Here is a 15,148-nt window from a genome sequence, read left to right on the forward strand (position 1 = left end):
AAGCCGCACATGCCCAAAGGATTGATTCGCGCTATCGGCGCTCTGTTGACCGCACTGGCCCTCTACAGCCTGTTGGGTTTCCTGATATTGCCGGGCATTGCCTTGCGCATCGCCAACCAGCAATTGGCCGCCCTTGCGACGGTGCCGGCCCAGATCCAGCGTATAGAACTCAATCCCTTCAGTCTGGAAGTCACCCTCTGGGGCCTGAATATCGGCGAACCGGGCAAGGAGCAGGTCGGCTTCGAACGGCTCTACGCCAACCTGCAACTCGATAGCCTGTGGTCCGGCGCCCTGCACCTAGTCGACATCGAGCTGGACAAGCCCAAGACCGAAGTGGTGTTCACCAAGGACGGCCAACTGAACCTGCTGGGCCTGTTCAAGCTGCCGGCGAGCGAACCGACGCCCGCCGACCCCGAGGCCAAACCGTTCCCCCTGCGGGTCGATCGCATCAAGTTGGCCGGCGGTTATGTGCATTTCCAGGACCTGCGTCCCAGCGAGCCCATCGAATTTCTCTACGATACCCTCGATTTCGAGCTGAAAAATCTCAGCACCCTGCCCGACGACAATGCCGACATGACCCTGGTGGCCGCCGGCCCAGAAGGCGGGCAGATCGACTGGACCGGTAATTTCAGTCTCACGCCGATCGCCTCCCAAGGCACGCTCAAAGTCACTGGTGGCCAGATGAAAGCCTGGTGGCCCTATGTGCGCGACGCCGTACCGCTGGTGTTGGAAAACGGCATCCTGAACCTCAGCACTGACTACAAGCTGAACCTGGCCAAGGGCACCGAGTTGTTGCTCAACAACGTCGCCGTCAGCGTTGCACCTTTCGCCATCAAGGCCCCCGATGGCCGTCCACTGGTGAAACTCGAACGCCTGGACGTCAGTGAAACCACGGTGGACCTGGCCAAGCAGCAAGTGGTGGTGGGCAAGATCCGCAGCCAGAAGCTGGAAACCTGGGCCGCACGCGAGGCGGACGGACAACTGGATTGGCAGAAACTCTTCGCCAGCCAGCCGGCCAAACCCCAGGTCAAGGCTGAACCGGCGTCCGCCCCGGCAGCGGCCGATTCGCCAAAAGCTGAACCGGCACCGCCCAGCAAACCGTGGCAGGTGATGTTGAAGGACGTGCAACTGCGCAACTACCAGGTGCACCTGGCCGACCGCCAGGCGCAGCCCGCCGTGGCACTGGAGGTCGGCCCGCTGAACCTCGACCTGCAGAACTACGACACTCTCAACGGCTCGCCCTTTACCCTCAAGCTGGACACCGGAATAGGCAAACAGGGCAAGATCCTGGCCGACGGCGAGGTCAACCTGAACCCGATCAGCGCACGGCTCAAGGTCAAGACCCAGGACGTCGACCTGCGTGTTGCCCAGTCGTACATCAACCCATTCATTCGCCTGGAATTACGCTCCGGGATGCTCGGCAGCGACCTGGCGGTGGATCTCAAGAGCACCGAGCCGCTGGCATTCGCCGTTACCGGTCGCGCCCAGGTCGATCAGTTGCACACCCTCGACACCCTCAAGACCCGCGATTTCCTCAAGTGGCAGAGCCTGGTCCTCGAGGGCCTGAACTATCAGCACGGAGACAGCCTGTCCATCGACAAGGTCAACCTGTTCCAGCCGTACGCGCGCTTCATGATCAACGACGACCGCACCACCAACGTCGATGACCTGCTGATCCCACAACCGGCCGACAGCGGCACGAAGAAAACCGCGGCAAAACCGGCCTCCCAGGAAAAACCGCTGGGTATCCATATCGGCGGCATTGCCATTAACGACGGCTCGGCCAACTTCGCCGACTTCAGCCTGACCCCGAACTTCGCCACGGCCATCCAGCAGCTCAACGGCCAGATCGGCACCATCGACAGCCGCCAGGCCAAACCGGCCAGCGTGGACATCAAGGGCAAGGTCGATCGCTATGCACCGGTCACCATCAAGGGTGCGGTCAACCCCTTCGACCCGATGGCCAGCCTCGACATCGCCACCAGCTTCAAACGGGTCGAGTTGACCACCCTGACCCCCTACTCCGGCAAGTTCGCTGGCTATCGCATCCGCAAGGGCCGACTCAATCTCGACCTTCATTACCGGATCACCCAGGGCAAGCTCCAGGCGGAGAACAAGGTGGTGGTCGAGCAACTGCAATTGGGGGAAAAAGTCGACAGCCCGGATGCCGTGAGCCTGCCACTCAAGTTGGCCGTCGCACTGCTGAAGGACTCCGACGGCAAGATTTCCATCGAACTGCCGGTGTCCGGCGATCTCAACGATCCGCAATTCAGCGTCATGCCAATCATCTGGCAGACCCTGCGCAACCTGCTGGTACGAGCGGCCCAGGCGCCGTTCAAGCTCATTGGCGGATTGGTAGCCGGTGGCGGTTCTGAGGACCTGGGCAGTGTGTCGTTCGCTCCCGGCTCCAGCGATCTGAGCAAGGAAAACGAAGGTGTACTGCTCAAGCTGTCCGAGGCCCTGGGTAAACGTCCGGAGCTGCGCCTGGAGATCGAAGGCACCGCCGCCGAGAGCAGCGACGGCCCGCTGCTCGCCGCCCAGCGCCTGGAGCGCGAGTACCAGTACAACTACTACAAGATGCTGCAGCGTCGGGGCGACAAGGTACCGGCCCAGGCCTCGCTGATACAGGTGCCCGAGGATGAAAAACCACCACTGCTCGAAGGCATCTACCGCACCCGCCTCAAGACCCAGCCGCCCGCCGAATGGACGCAACTGGACAAAAAGGCGCGTATCGAGAAACTGCGTGAAGGCGTGATCAAGTTCTGGAGTGGCAGTGACGTGCTCCTGCGCCAACTTGGACAGGAACGGGCCAGCAGTATCAAGGACTTCCTGGTGGACAAAGGGCAACTGGCCGACGACCGCGTGTATTTCATCGACGCCAGCCTCGGCCAGGCCGAGAGCGATGGCCGAGTGATTACCCCTATGCACCTGGATGCCGAATAAATGAAAACCTGGTTCGGGCTCAGCCTGGTTCTATTGCTCGCCGCCGGCCAGGCCTCGGCTGCCAACACACTGCGCTGTGGCAACCAGTTGATCAGCGTCGGCGACCGCTCGAGCGAAGTGCTGCAAAAGTGCGGGGAGCCTGCGGCGCGGGATGACCTGGGCTATAAGCGCAGCGTCAATCGCCGGGAGGAATACCCGGTGGAAGAATGGACCTACGGCCCCAACAGCGGCATGTATCAGTACCTGCGTTTCGAGGGCAATCGGCTGGTGCAGATTACCAGCAAGCGTGGGCGCTGAGCTTGTCCATCCATATGTGTTGAAGTACCGCCGCCATCGCGAGCAGGCTCGCTCCCACAGGTGATCGAGTTCTTTCAGGAAGAACGCAATCCAATGTGGGAGCGAGCCTGCTCGCGATGGCAACAGCCTGGTGCCTGAGTCTGACCCACAGATTGAGCCACCCTGAAATAGAACAGGCCCCCGACACGAATGCCGGAGGCCTGTAATGGCCACATCCTTGTGGCCTTTCGCATGAACTCCAAAGCGACGGCAAACGTATATCCTGGCCCGCTTGCCGCGCCTTCTCCCAGTCCAGGCGAGAAGTCTTAGCCTTACTCGGCTTTCAGGCCGTCAGCCGATACGGCCTTGACGCCTTTGATTTTCTTGGCGATCGCCACAGCGGTGTCTTTTTGTGCATCAGTGACTTTGGTCATCGAAGACAGGGACACAACACCTTTGTTGGTTTCGACTTTGATATCTGTGCCTGGAATGCCTTTTTCAGTGACCAGATCAGCTTTGACCTTGGTGGTGATCCAGGTATCGGAAACGTCTTCCTTGGCCTCTGTCACTTCGCCCGCAGCCAGCATCATTGGCGCCTGAGTTGCTTGAGTGGTCTCGGCGAATGCGCTAGCCATGGACAGGGTCAGAGCGGTAGCAGCGGCGGCAGTGATAGCGAACTTCTTCATACGAGTAACTCCTGTTTTTCTCAAAAACTGCCGGACGTGCATCCCGGCAGGGTTATCAGGAGTAGTGCGAAGGCTGTGCCACTTTTGAAATATTTATTAATTGCTTATAAATCAGCAAGTTAAGCGAAGCGGCGATTTTCGTGATCATGCAAAATGCATGAAGCGGTGATTCTGGACATGCAACTTGCGGGTTTTGAGCGGTTGCTAAGTTTATGAATTACGAAGGGTTTATGGGGAGAGGGAGCGCCCCCTCCCCAACAATGAAAATCAGACGCCAGGGCAGCCAGCCGGCAGGAATTCCTTGGCAGCGTTAGAGGCGCATGTCCAGGCGCCGGCGGCATCACGACTTAAGGTTATCGTCTTACCCGCTACGGCAGCAGGAGCATTCGAGAGGGTACAAACGATGGTACCCGTACCTGCCGACGCAGTACCCGTGACTGCGATTGCGCAGTTGCTGGTAGGCGTCGTGATGTTCATGTTGGCTGCTGTCGGGCTAGTACCCTGATTCATCATGTCCTCGTACGGCACCTTCAACGCAGAGATTTCCCCCAGCCCGGCCGTTGCCTTGGCTCGCGCCTGGTACTTGGAATATTGCGGCAACGCAAAGGTCGCCAGAATGCCGATGATCGCCACGACGATCAGCAGCTCGATCAAGGTAAAGCCACTCTGCTTATTCATAGACATCTCCCATGCATGAGTCGGAATCTCATGACCTGAAACGGCCATTGCAGGGCACATGCCAACCCGGCAACCCCATGAGCAAGGGGTTTCAACCAGCTCAACGGCTACGTCCTACCTCAACAACCGCACTATCTGACGTTTTTTGTCACCCTGGCTCGCTGGTTTGGCGTCGATGCTTGACTAGGCTATAAGTCATGAACTGTTCGCCGCCGGGATTCCCATGAATGACATCGCCCTCAGCGGCCTGACCAAGCAATTGGTACTGGCCGAACTGCTCACCGAGCAAAGCGCGCAACAGGCGTATCAACAGGCCCAGCGCAGTCGCATACCCCTGGTCAGTTATCTGGTACAGAACAAACTGGTCCAGAGCCGCCAGGTCGCGGAAATCGCCTCGGAGCACTTCGGCGTCGCCCTACTCGACCTCAACAGCCTGGACAAGGAAACCCAGCCCACAGGCCTGGTCAGCGAAAAACTGGTGCGCCAGCATCACGCCCTGCCGCTGTGGCGACGAGGCAACAAATTGTTCGTGGGCATCTCCGACCCCACCAATCACCAGGCCATCAATGACATCCAGTTCAGCACCGGCCTGACCACCGAAGCCATCCTGGTGGAGGACGACAAGCTCAGCGACGCCATCGAAAAGTTCTTCGAATCCAGTAGCACAGGCCTGGAAGGCATGGGCGATGTCGACCTCGATGGCCTGGACATCGAATCGATCGACGATACCAAACAGGATTCCATCGCCGGCCAGGACACCGACGACGCGCCCGTGGTGCGCTTCGTCAACAAGATGCTGCTGGACGCGATCAAGGGCGGCTCTTCCGACCTGCACTTCGAGCCCTATGAAAAAATCTACCGGGTGCGGGTGCGCACCGACGGCATGCTGCGGGAAGTCGCCAGGCCGCCGATCCAACTGGCCAACCGTATCGCCGCGCGCCTGAAAGTCATGGCCAGCCTCGATATTTCCGAACGACGCAAACCCCAGGACGGACGCCTGAAAATGCGCCTGTCGAAAAGCAAATCCATCGATTTCCGGGTCAACACCCTGCCCACCCTCTGGGGCGAAAAAGTGGTGATCCGGATCCTCGACCCGTCCAGCGCGCAAATGGGCATCGATGCCCTGGGCTACGAACCGGACCAGAAAGACCTGTACATGGCGGCCCTCAAGCAACCGCAAGGGCTGATCCTGGTGACCGGGCCGACCGGCTCGGGCAAGACCGTATCGCTGTACACCGGGCTGAATATCCTCAACACCGTGGACATCAACATTTCCACCGCTGAAGACCCGGTGGAGATCAACATGGAAGGCATCAACCAGGTCAACGTGAACCCACGCCAGGGGCTGGATTTCGCCCAGGCCCTGCGTTCGTTCCTGCGCCAGGACCCGGACGTGATCATGGTCGGCGAGATCCGCGACCTGGAAACCGCCGAGATTGCCATCAAGGCCGCCCAGACCGGGCACCTGGTGCTCTCCACACTGCACACCAACAGCGCCGCCGAAACCCTGATCCGCCTGCAGAACATGGGCATTCCAGGGTTCAACATCGCCACCGCCGTGCACCTGATCATCGCCCAGCGGCTGGCGCGCAAGTTGTGCAACCACTGCAAGAAGGCCATCGAGATCCCCGAAGAGACCTTGCTCAAGGAAGGCTTCCCCCGGGAACGCATCGGCACATTCACGATCTATGAGCCGGTCGGTTGCGAACAGTGCAACCATGGTTACAAAGGGCGCGTGGGGGTCTACGAAGTGGTCAAGAACACGCCCGAGCTGCAGCGATTGATCATGGCCGAGGGCAACTCGCTGGAAATCGATCTGCAAATGCGCAAGGACGGTTTCAATGACCTGCGTACATCGGGGCTGCTCAAAGTGATGCAGGGCGTCACCAGCCTCGAAGAAATCAACCGGGTCACCAAGGATTGAACATGGCGGTCAAAGCAGTCAAAACCGATGTTTACACTTGGGAAGGCAAGGACCGCAAAGGCACCAAAATGACCGGCGAGCTGACGGGCCAGAGCCCGGCCCTGGTCAAGGCACAGCTGCGTAAACAAGGCATCAACCCGCAGAAGGTACGCAAGAAGTCCACCTCGATATTCAGCAAGGGCAAGCGCATCAAGCCATTGGATATCGCCCTCTTCACCCGCCAGATGGCAACGATGCTCAAGGCGGGCGTGCCGCTGTTACAGGCGTTCGACATCATTGGCGAAGGCTTCGACAACGCCAATATGCGCAAGCTGGTGGACGAGGTGAAACAGGAAGTCGCCGCCGGCAACAGCTTTGCCGCATCCCTGCGCAAATGCCCGCAGTATTTCGACGACCTGTACTGCAACCTGGTGGACGCCGGTGAACAGGCCGGCGCCCTGGACACGCTGCTGGACCGGGTCGCGACCTACAAGGAAAAGAGCGAAGCCCTCAAGGCCAAGATCAAGAAAGCCATGACCTATCCAGCCGCCGTCGTTCTCGTTGCTGCAGTGGTCACGGGGATCCTGCTGGTCAAGGTGGTGCCGCAGTTCGAATCGGTATTCTCCGGGTTCGGTGCGCAGCTGCCGGCCTTCACGGTGATGGTCATCGGCTTGTCAGAGTTCATGCAGGAGTCATGGTGGATACTGCTCGGCGGAATGGTGGGCGGATTCTTTGGCGTGAAATACGCACTCAGGCGCTCCGAGGCCTTTCGTGACTGGCGCGATAAATGGCTGCTCAAGCTGCCACTGATCGGCACCCTGATGTACAAATCCGCCGTGGCCCGCTACGCCCGCACGCTCTCCACCACCTTCGCCGCCGGCGTGCCGCTGGTGGAAGCCCTGGACTCGGTGTCTGGCGCCACCGGCAACGTGGTGTTCAAGCGCGCGGTGCAGCGCATCAAGCAAGACGTCTCGACCGGCATGCAGTTGAATTTCTCCATGCGTACCTCAGGGATCTTTCCGAACCTGGCGATCCAGATGACCGCCATCGGCGAAGAATCCGGTGCGCTGGATGACATGCTCGACAAGGTGGCGAGCTTTTATGAGGCCGAGGTGGACAATCTGGTGGACAACCTCACCAGCCTGATGGAACCCTTCATCATGGTGGTCCTGGGGGTCGTCGTCGGTGGCCTGGTGGTTGCCATGTACTTGCCCATCTTTCAACTCGGCTCTGCGATCTGACATGCCCCTGAGCGAATTCTTCGTGCTGTATCCCCTGGCTTTCGTGCTCGTTGCGGCACTGCTCGGTCTGATCATCGGCAGCTTCCTCAACGTGCTGGTGTGGCGCCTGCCAAAGATGCTCGACCGCGAATGGCGCCTGCAAGCCCACGACCTGCTGGGCCTGCCGACCGAAACCCCGGGGCCGGTCTACAACCTGATGCTGCCCCACTCCCAATGCCCGCACTGCGGCCATCGCATCCGCGCCTGGGAAAACATTCCGCTGCTCAGCTACCTGATGCTGCGCGGTCGCTGTTCGAGCTGCGCCGCGCCCATCGGCAGGCGTTACCCCCTGACCGAACTGGCCTGCGGCGCGCTGTCGGCGTTCGTCGCCTGGCATTTCGGCTTTGGCTGGCAAGCGGCGATGGTGATGGTGTTGTCCTGGGGCCTGCTGGGCATGAGCCTGATCGACGCCGAACATCAATTGCTGCCCGATACCCTGGTATTGCCGTTATTGTGGCTGGGCTTGATCGTCAACAGCTTCGGGCTGTTCGTTTCCTTGAACCAGGCGATGTGGGGCGCGGTGGCCGGTTATCTGGCGCTGTGGTCGGTGTTCTGGGTGTTCAAGCTGATCACCGGCAAGGAGGGCATGGGCTACGGGGATTTCAAGCTGCTGGCGATGCTCGGCGCCTGGGGTGGCTGGCAGATCCTGCCGCTTACGTTGCTGTTGTCGTCGCTGGTGGGCGCCGTTATCGGGGTCATCGTGCTGCGCCTGCGGGATGCCCCAGGGTCGACGCAGATCCCCTTTGGGCCTTATCTGGCCATTGCCGGCTGGATTGCCTTGCTCTGGGGTGGTCAAATAACCGACTTCTATTGGCAGTCTGTCGGTTTCTAATGAATACCCCCCTGGAAAAACCCTGGATTCTCGGCCTGACCGGTGGCATCGGCAGCGGCAAGAGCGCGGCAGCCCAGCATTTCATTGACCTGGGCGTGCACGTGATCGACGCCGATCATGCGGCGCGCTGGGTGGTCGAGCCCGGGCGTCCGGCGCTGGCGAAAATCGCCGAGCACTTCGGCCCCGGTGTATTGCAGGCCGATGGCGCCCTTGACCGGGCGGCGCTGCGCAAGCTGATCTTCGAGAATGCCGACGAACGCCGCTGGCTCGAGGCGTTGCTGCATCCGCTGATCGCCGATGAGATCGCCCATCATCTGACCCAGGCACAATCGCCCTACGCGATCCTGGTATCGCCACTGCTGATCGAGTCAGGGCAGTACGCCATGACCCAGCGGATCCTGGTGATCGATGCGCCGGAACAACTGCAGATCGAACGTACCTTGCAGCGCGACCAGACCAGCGAGCAGCAGGTCCAGGCGATTCTCAAGGCCCAGTCCAGCCGTCAGGATCGCCTGAGCCATGCCGACGATGTGGTGGTCAACGATCGCGACCTCGCCTGGCTGCACAGCGAGGTCGAGCGCCTGCATCACTTTTACCTTACTTTGCGTGGAGGCCAGTCATGAGCCAAATCCCAACCGTTGATTGCCCAACCTGTGGCGCCCCCGTGGAATGGAGCCCGGAGAGCAAATTCCGGCCGTTCTGTTCTGATCGCTGCAAACTGATCGACCTGGGTGCATGGGCATCGGAGGAACACAAGATTCCGGTCAGTCCCGATGCCGAGGATGAGCTGTTCAGCGAAGATTTCGAACCGCGTTCACATCATTAAGGCCGCATGAAACCGTAGTCCTGTTCATCGTCGAGGTTTTCCGCCAGGAAACTCAACTCATCGGCCAGGTCTTCTGGGCTGCGCACTGTCTTGCTCTGCTGCACGATCGCACTGAGCAAGGCACGCAGGCTCAAGCCCGGGTCGAAACCGATCTCCATTGCGGCATCGTGACTACGCCTGATCTCTTGTCTCGCCCACTCATAAACACTCATGGTTGTGCTCCTGGAAGTTTTCCAGAGCATGAAGGGCGTGCGATTGTGCAGCCTTGACGTGAATCAAGGCTTGTCATCATCGTTCCACGGGGCCGACAGGTAGCGCGTGCGGTTGAAGGTTTCCAGCCATTCGGGGCTGAACACCACCAACGCACTGATCACCATGCCGTTGATGAAGGCCTCGGGAAAAATGATCAGCCAGAGGTAGCCGACAAAATCTTCCAGCCAGTAAGGCATGGCGAATATACCGTCGTACCACAGCAGGCCAAGCCCCAGCAGCAGGCACGCCAACGCCGAGAGCGCGGCAGCGAGAAAACCCGAGCAGAAGATATATACGAACAGATTGCGCGGCTGGGCGCGCTCCACCAGGATCGCGCAACACTCGGTAACCAGCACCGGCAACAGGATCAACAGCACACCGTTGACCCCTACAGCCGCCATGTCCTGGCGCCCCAGCAGCACCAGCGCAAACTGTGCACACAGGCCCCCCAGGATCGCCAAGGGCCAGTCCAGCAGCAACGTCACGGCGGTCATGCCGATGAAGTGATACGAGACACCCGTGTCGAAATCCCGGCGCACCAGCCACAGCATGAACAACGCCAGCACCGTGCCGAACAGCAGGTGCTGGCGACGACTGTCGGTGAACAACTCGACCCACGGTGCTCGCGACACCGCCCAGACCAATACCGGCACATAAATCAGCCAACCGGCCGCCAGGGTCTGCGGTGAGAGCAGTTCAGCACCGATCATGGGACTACTCCTTTCACTTGCCCTTGCATCAAAGACTCCTTGATCGCTTCGCGATCCAAGCTGGCAGTCTACACCCCGCCCCATAACGGCCATTAATCAACGCAACGCTTCCAGCTTGTCGCAATTGAACGCTAAGCTTGGGCTCATGGATGACTCCGATTACTTACGCCTGCTGACCATCGCGGCCGAGCAAGCCAACGCCTTTCTCTCCAATGCCCGCAAATGGGAGCGTGAGCGTTGGGTCTGCCAGCGTCTGCTGCAAGGGCTGAACGTGCCTTATCGCGCCGACGAGTTCGCGCCGGCCGGCGAACCGCCGGACGTCTTGTTTCGCGATGCCAATTTCGAGGTTTTTTTCGTGCTCGACGAGGGCCGCCGTCTCAATGATGAATGGCGCGATGAACTGCAACGCCGCCGCAGTGCGTTCTCCCTGAGCCAACTGGTGCGTCGCGAGGCCAAGCCCCGGCGGATCCCGGCCAATGAATTCCTGATGCGGCTGGCCCCGACCCTGCGCAAGAAAGCCCACAACTACACCGAGCGCGGCATGGACCTGGGCGACCTGGACATCATCGCCTTCGCCAGCCTCAAGCGCGAAGTGCTGGACCTCAACAGCCATTTCCCGCCGCCAACCGAATACCTGCGCCAGGGCTGGCGCTCGCTGTCGCTGGTGGGGCCGACGTTCGCCCGGGTGCTGTTCGCCCATCCCGATGCGCCGGACTTCCTGCGCAGCAACCTGGGGCGCAGCATTGTGTTCGATGTCGGGATCAGCCTGTGAGCCCATTGCAGGAATTGATCGCCGCCGTGCCGCAGCAGGGCCGCGTACGCTGGATTGGCGTGCGCCCCCAGGGCCATGCCCCCATGATCGAACTGGACGCCGTGGAGGCCCGCCTGGAAGCCGGCCTGACGGGTGATCATGCCCGCCCCGGCGTGCGCAATGCCCGGCAAGTCACCTTGATTCAGTGGGAGCACCTGGCCGTGATCAGTTCCCTGATGGGCCGCGCGGCGGATCAACCGGTGTTGCCACAAGAGCTGCGACGCAACCTTGTGATCAGCGGCATCAATCTGTTCAGCCTCAAGGGCCGGCGCTTTCGCATCGGCCAGGCGATCTTCGAAACCACCGGCTGGTGCCAGCCGTGCGCGCGACTGGAGCGAAACCTCGGCGAAGGGACGTTCCAGGCCGTACGCGGCCATGGCGGAATCACAGCCCGGGTGTTAAAAAGTGGAATCATTCGCCTGGACGACAGCTTGCGTGTCGAACCTGTTCCGGCGAGCGGCTACGCTGCTTTCAATGCCGGATAGCCGGACGCTGTAGCGTCTACACCTTTCGCAACGTCTACCTGACGAGGCCTTTATGACCAGCCGCCTGAACCCAGATGACCAGAAGCATGTCGAAGAGTACCTGCAACTGTCCCAGCACCGAGTCGAGCGCCGGCCCTTCCGGCCGTGGATGCTCCTGGTGGTGGTACTGGCCGTGACCATCGGCCTGGGCCTGTTGAGCCGACTGATCAGTTACCTGACGCTATGAGCCGCTTGATGCTCGCGCAGGTAACGGCACCGATTTCCTTTAGCCTTGCGAGATATCCCCATGACTCATCGTATTGTCATCGTTGGCGGCGGCGCCGGCGGTCTGGAGTTGGCTACCCGTCTGGGTAAGACTCTGGGCAAGCGCGGTACGGCCAGTGTGATGCTGGTCGACGCGAACCTGACCCACATCTGGAAACCCCTGCTGCATGAAGTGGCCGCCGGCTCCCTGAACTCTTCCGAAGACGAACTCAACTATGTCGCCCAGGCGAAATGGAACCACTTCGAGTTCCAGCTCGGGCGCATGAGTGGCCTGGATCGCGAGCGCAAGAGAATCCAACTGGCCGCCACCTATGACGAGGCAGGCGTCGAGTTGTTGCCGGCCCGGGAACTGGCCTACGACACCCTGGTAATTGCCGTCGGCAGTACCACCAACGACTTCGGCACCGAAGGCGCGGCGCAGCATTGCCTGTTCCTCGATACCCGCAAACAGGCCGAGCGTTTCCATCAGCAACTGCTTCACCACTATCTGCGTGCCCATGCCGGGCAGACCGATATCGTCGAGCGCATCAGCGTCGCCATCGTCGGCGCCGGTGCGACCGGGGTCGAACTGGCGGCCGAGCTGCATAATGCCGCCCACGAACTGCACGCCTACGGCCTGGACCGCATCAAACCGGAAAACATGCACATCACCCTGATCGAGGCAGGCCCACGCGTCTTGCCGGCACTGCCGGAGCGTATCGGCGGACCGGTGCACAAGACCCTGGAAAAACTCGGGGTCAATGTCATGACCAACGCCGCTGTCAGCCAGGTGACCGCCGACAGCCTGATTACGGCGGATGGCAAAGTGATCGACGCGAGCCTGAAAGTCTGGGCCGCCGGGATTCGCGCACCGGACTTCCTCAAGGACATCGACGGCCTGGAGACCAACCGGATCAACCAGTTGCACGTGCTGCCTACGCTACAGACCACCCGTGACGAGAACATCTTCGCCTTCGGTGACTGCGCCGCCTGCCCGCAACCCGGCAGCGAACGCAACGTCCCGCCCCGCGCCCAGGCAGCGCATCAGCAGGCCTCGCTGCTGGCCAAGTCCTTGAAGCTGCGGATCGAGGGCAAGGCCCTGCCTGAATACAAGTACACCGACTACGGCTCGTTGATCTCACTGTCGCGGTTCTCGGCAGTGGGCAACCTGATGGGCAACCTGACCGGCAGCGTGATGCTCGAAGGCTGGCTGGCGCGGATGTTCTACGTGTCGCTGTACCGCATGCACCAGATGGCGCTGTACGGCATGTTTCGCACGGCGATGCTGATGTTGGGGAGCAAGATCGGGCGTGGGACTGAGCCTCGGCTGAAGTTGCACTGAGGATAAAAGCGACGCGTAAACTGCTCGTGACAGCGATGGGTTCTAGAGGTGCATCGCCTGTTCCACCGTTTTCGCGAGCAAGCCCGCTCCCACAGTTGATCGCATACTCATGAAATACTCGATCTCCTGTGGGAGCGGGCTTGCTCGCGAAGGCGGTAGTGCAGTCAATAGTCATCTAAACGATAAAAATCGAGCTCCGCAGCATCAATCAAACCTGAAACCGCTGCACCATCGTGCGCAGCGAATTCGCCAGTTGCGACAACTCATGGCTGGACGCGCTGGTCTGGTCCGCGCCGGAGGCCGAGCGCACCGACAAGTCACGAATGTTCACCAGGTTGCGATCCACCTCACGGGCGACTTGCGCCTGTTCTTCGGCGGCGCTGGCGATCACCAGGTTACGCTCGTGGATCTCGTTGACCGAGGCCGTGATGGTCTGTAGCGCTTCCCCTGCCCGTTCCGCCATCGCCAGGGTGCTGGCGGCGCGACTGGAGCTGGCCTGCATGGAGTCGAGTGCCTGGGTGGCACCGCTGCGCATGCCCTGGACCATCTGTTCGATTTCCTGGGTCGATTGCTGCGTGCGATAAGCCAGCGCCCGCACCTCGTCCGCGACCACCGCGAACCCCCGTCCACTCTCACCCGCCCGGGCCGCTTCGATGGCCGCGTTGAGGGCCAGCAGGTTGGTCTGCTCGGCGATGGCCCGGATCACATCCAGCACCTTGCCGATATCCTGCGACTGGTTGGCCAGGGATTGCACCAGGCCGCCAGTCACTTGCACATCGCTGGCAAGGGCGCCGATGGCATCGACCGTGTCGCTGACCCGCTGCTGCCCAAGGGACGCCGACTCACTGGACTGACGCGTGGCATCGGAGGTGGAAACCGCATTGCGCGCGACCTCCTCCACGGCGGTGGTCATTTCGGTGACGGCAGTGGCCGCCTGTTCGATTTCGTTGTTCTGCTGTTGCAGGCTGTGGGTGCTATCGACGGTGACCGCGTTCAGCTCATCGGCGGCGGTCGCCAGTTGGGTAGCCGAGCCGCTGATACCCTGCAGGGTTTCACGCAGGTTCTGCTGCATGGTCGCCAGCGCCTTGAGCAAGCGGCTCACTTCGTCGCTGCCGTGGGTCTCGATCGGTCGGGTCAGGTCGCCTCGGGCAACGTTCTCGGCAGCATTCAAGGCCTCGCCCAAAGGCTTGACGATACTGCGGGTGAGCAGCATGGCCAGGGCCACCGTCGCCAGGGCGGCGAGCACGATGAACAGGCTGACGATCATCCGGGAATTGACGTAGTGCTCCTGGGATTTCTGGCTTTCGATGGAGACTTGTTTGGAGAACAGCTCCGCCAGGTCGTTGAGTTGTTTGCCGGAACCGTCCACCACGGTCTTCATGTCCACCAGCAGCAGCTTGATCAACTCGTCCCGACGTCCCTGCTCTGCCAGTGCAAAGGATTGGGCGATGCCCGTGCGGTAAGCAGCGAAGGTTTGCTTGAACTGGTCATAAAGCGCTTTGCCTTCAGGCGTGACGACCAGCTTTTCGTAACTGGCGATTTTTTCGCTCAGTTCCTTGTCGCGGGTGTCCATTTGCCCACGGTACACCGAGATGTTCTTCGGATCCTGGTCCAGGGCCATGCGCAGGGAAATCGTGCGGATGCGCAACATCAATTCACGGATCTCGTCACCGCCGCGAATACTGGGCAACCACTGGGTTTCTACCGCGACTTCACTGTCACGGATACTCGACATCTGTCCCAGCGCAAACACCCCGAGCAATGCCACCAGCACGGCGATCAAAGCGAAACCCAACGCAGCACGGGGGGCGATATTCAGTTGACGAAGAACCATGGGGAGCGCCTTTTTTATTATTGGCCTGAAGTGGGGCCATGCCCCTG

At 60.7% G+C, this 15,148-nt stretch carries 16 protein-coding genes; 11 read left to right on the forward strand and 5 right to left on the reverse strand.

Annotated elements, in window-relative coordinates; genetic code table 11:
• The first annotated feature begins 9 nt into the window (after nt 1-9).
• Both PBDP_RS25285 and PBDP_RS25290 read left to right on the forward strand, forming a co-directional pair.
• Nucleotides 10-2,943, forward strand: coding sequence for a DUF748 domain-containing protein (locus PBDP_RS25285; RefSeq protein ID WP_212801465.1), 2,934 nt, complete (start codon nt 10-12; stop codon nt 2,941-2,943).
• The gene (locus PBDP_RS25290) at nt 2,944-3,240 is read left to right on the forward strand and encodes a DUF2845 domain-containing protein (RefSeq protein WP_109756358.1); all 297 of its coding nucleotides are present in this window, start codon (nt 2,944-2,946) and stop codon (nt 3,238-3,240) included.
• Nucleotides 3,241-3,551: 311 nt separating this feature from the next.
• Here the strand turns inward: PBDP_RS25290 and PBDP_RS25295 are convergent, their stop codons facing one another.
• Nucleotides 3,552-3,905 (reverse strand): BON domain-containing protein, encoded by a 354-nt coding sequence (locus PBDP_RS25295; protein WP_109756359.1) that lies wholly within the window; start codon nt 3,903-3,905, stop codon nt 3,552-3,554.
• 267 nt (nt 3,906-4,172) lie between these two features.
• Nucleotides 4,173-4,583, reverse strand: a complete 411-nt coding sequence (locus tag PBDP_RS25300; RefSeq protein WP_109756404.1) for a pilin — start codon at nt 4,581-4,583, stop codon at nt 4,173-4,175.
• Between the two features lie 223 nt (nt 4,584-4,806).
• Here PBDP_RS25300 and pilB point away from each other — a divergent pair, with 223 nt between their 5' ends.
• Genes pilB through yacG form a run of 5 tightly spaced genes read left to right on the forward strand, consistent with a single transcriptional unit; the run spans nt 4,807 to nt 9,424 of the window.
• Nucleotides 4,807-6,507, forward strand: coding sequence for a type IV-A pilus assembly ATPase PilB (pilB, locus tag PBDP_RS25305; protein WP_109756360.1), 1,701 nt, complete (start codon nt 4,807-4,809; stop codon nt 6,505-6,507).
• Between the two features lie 2 nt (nt 6,508-6,509).
• Nucleotides 6,510-7,727, forward strand: a complete 1,218-nt coding sequence (locus PBDP_RS25310; protein WP_109756361.1) for a type II secretion system F family protein — start codon at nt 6,510-6,512, stop codon at nt 7,725-7,727.
• A 1-nt stretch (nt 7,728) separates the two neighbouring features.
• Nucleotides 7,729-8,598, forward strand: coding sequence for a prepilin peptidase (locus PBDP_RS25315; protein ID WP_212801466.1), 870 nt, complete (start codon nt 7,729-7,731; stop codon nt 8,596-8,598).
• On the forward strand, nt 8,598-9,221 hold the full coding sequence (gene coaE / locus PBDP_RS25320) for a dephospho-CoA kinase (protein WP_212801467.1): 624 nt from the start codon (nt 8,598-8,600) through the stop codon (nt 9,219-9,221). The genes PBDP_RS25315 and coaE overlap by 1 nt, the downstream gene beginning before the upstream one ends.
• Nucleotides 9,218-9,424, forward strand: a complete 207-nt coding sequence (gene yacG, locus PBDP_RS25325) for a DNA gyrase inhibitor YacG (RefSeq protein ID WP_109756364.1) — start codon at nt 9,218-9,220, stop codon at nt 9,422-9,424. Before coaE ends, yacG begins: the two co-directional genes overlap by 4 nt.
• Here the strand turns inward: yacG and PBDP_RS25330 are convergent.
• Together PBDP_RS25330 and PBDP_RS25335 are read right to left on the reverse strand one after the other, a co-directional pair.
• Nucleotides 9,421-9,636: a hypothetical protein gene (locus PBDP_RS25330; protein WP_013694234.1), complete on the reverse strand. Its 216-nt coding sequence runs from the start codon at nt 9,634-9,636 to the stop codon at nt 9,421-9,423. The genes yacG and PBDP_RS25330 overlap by 4 nt on opposite strands.
• A gap of 63 nt (nt 9,637-9,699) precedes the next feature.
• Nucleotides 9,700-10,386, reverse strand: coding sequence for an energy-coupling factor ABC transporter permease (locus PBDP_RS25335; protein WP_163856590.1), 687 nt, complete (start codon nt 10,384-10,386; stop codon nt 9,700-9,702).
• Nucleotides 10,387-10,531: 145 nt separating this feature from the next.
• Here PBDP_RS25335 and PBDP_RS25340 point away from each other — a divergent pair, with 145 nt between their 5' ends.
• Genes PBDP_RS25340 through PBDP_RS25355 form a run of 4 tightly spaced genes read left to right on the forward strand, consistent with a single transcriptional unit; the run spans nt 10,532 to nt 13,267 of the window.
• Nucleotides 10,532-11,158, forward strand: coding sequence for a DUF1780 domain-containing protein (locus PBDP_RS25340; protein WP_003205682.1), 627 nt, complete (start codon nt 10,532-10,534; stop codon nt 11,156-11,158).
• The gene (locus PBDP_RS25345; protein ID WP_116833475.1) at nt 11,155-11,682 is read left to right on the forward strand and encodes an MOSC domain-containing protein; all 528 of its coding nucleotides are present in this window, start codon (nt 11,155-11,157) and stop codon (nt 11,680-11,682) included. Before PBDP_RS25340 ends, PBDP_RS25345 begins: the two co-directional genes overlap by 4 nt.
• A 52-nt stretch (nt 11,683-11,734) precedes the next feature.
• Entirely contained in the window at nt 11,735-11,908 is a 174-nt protein-coding gene (locus tag PBDP_RS25350; RefSeq protein WP_003185543.1) for a DUF3094 domain-containing protein, read from the forward strand.
• A 60-nt stretch (nt 11,909-11,968) separates the two neighbouring features.
• Nucleotides 11,969-13,267 carry an NAD(P)/FAD-dependent oxidoreductase gene (locus tag PBDP_RS25355; RefSeq protein WP_212801468.1) on the forward strand — a complete coding sequence of 433 codons (1,299 nt, stop codon included), beginning with the start codon at nt 11,969-11,971 and terminating at the stop codon, nt 13,265-13,267.
• 208 nt (nt 13,268-13,475) lie between these two features.
• On the opposite strand, the gene PBDP_RS25360 is transcribed toward PBDP_RS25355, so the two are convergent.
• Complete coding sequence (locus PBDP_RS25360) at nt 13,476-15,101, reverse strand: methyl-accepting chemotaxis protein (protein ID WP_116833476.1); 1,626 nt, start codon at nt 15,099-15,101, stop codon at nt 13,476-13,478.
• Nucleotides 15,102-15,148: the final 47 nt, after the last annotated feature.

Source organism: Pseudomonas sp. St290 (assembly GCF_018325805.1).
Taxonomy (GTDB): domain Bacteria; phylum Pseudomonadota; class Gammaproteobacteria; order Pseudomonadales; family Pseudomonadaceae; genus Aquipseudomonas; species Aquipseudomonas bijieensis.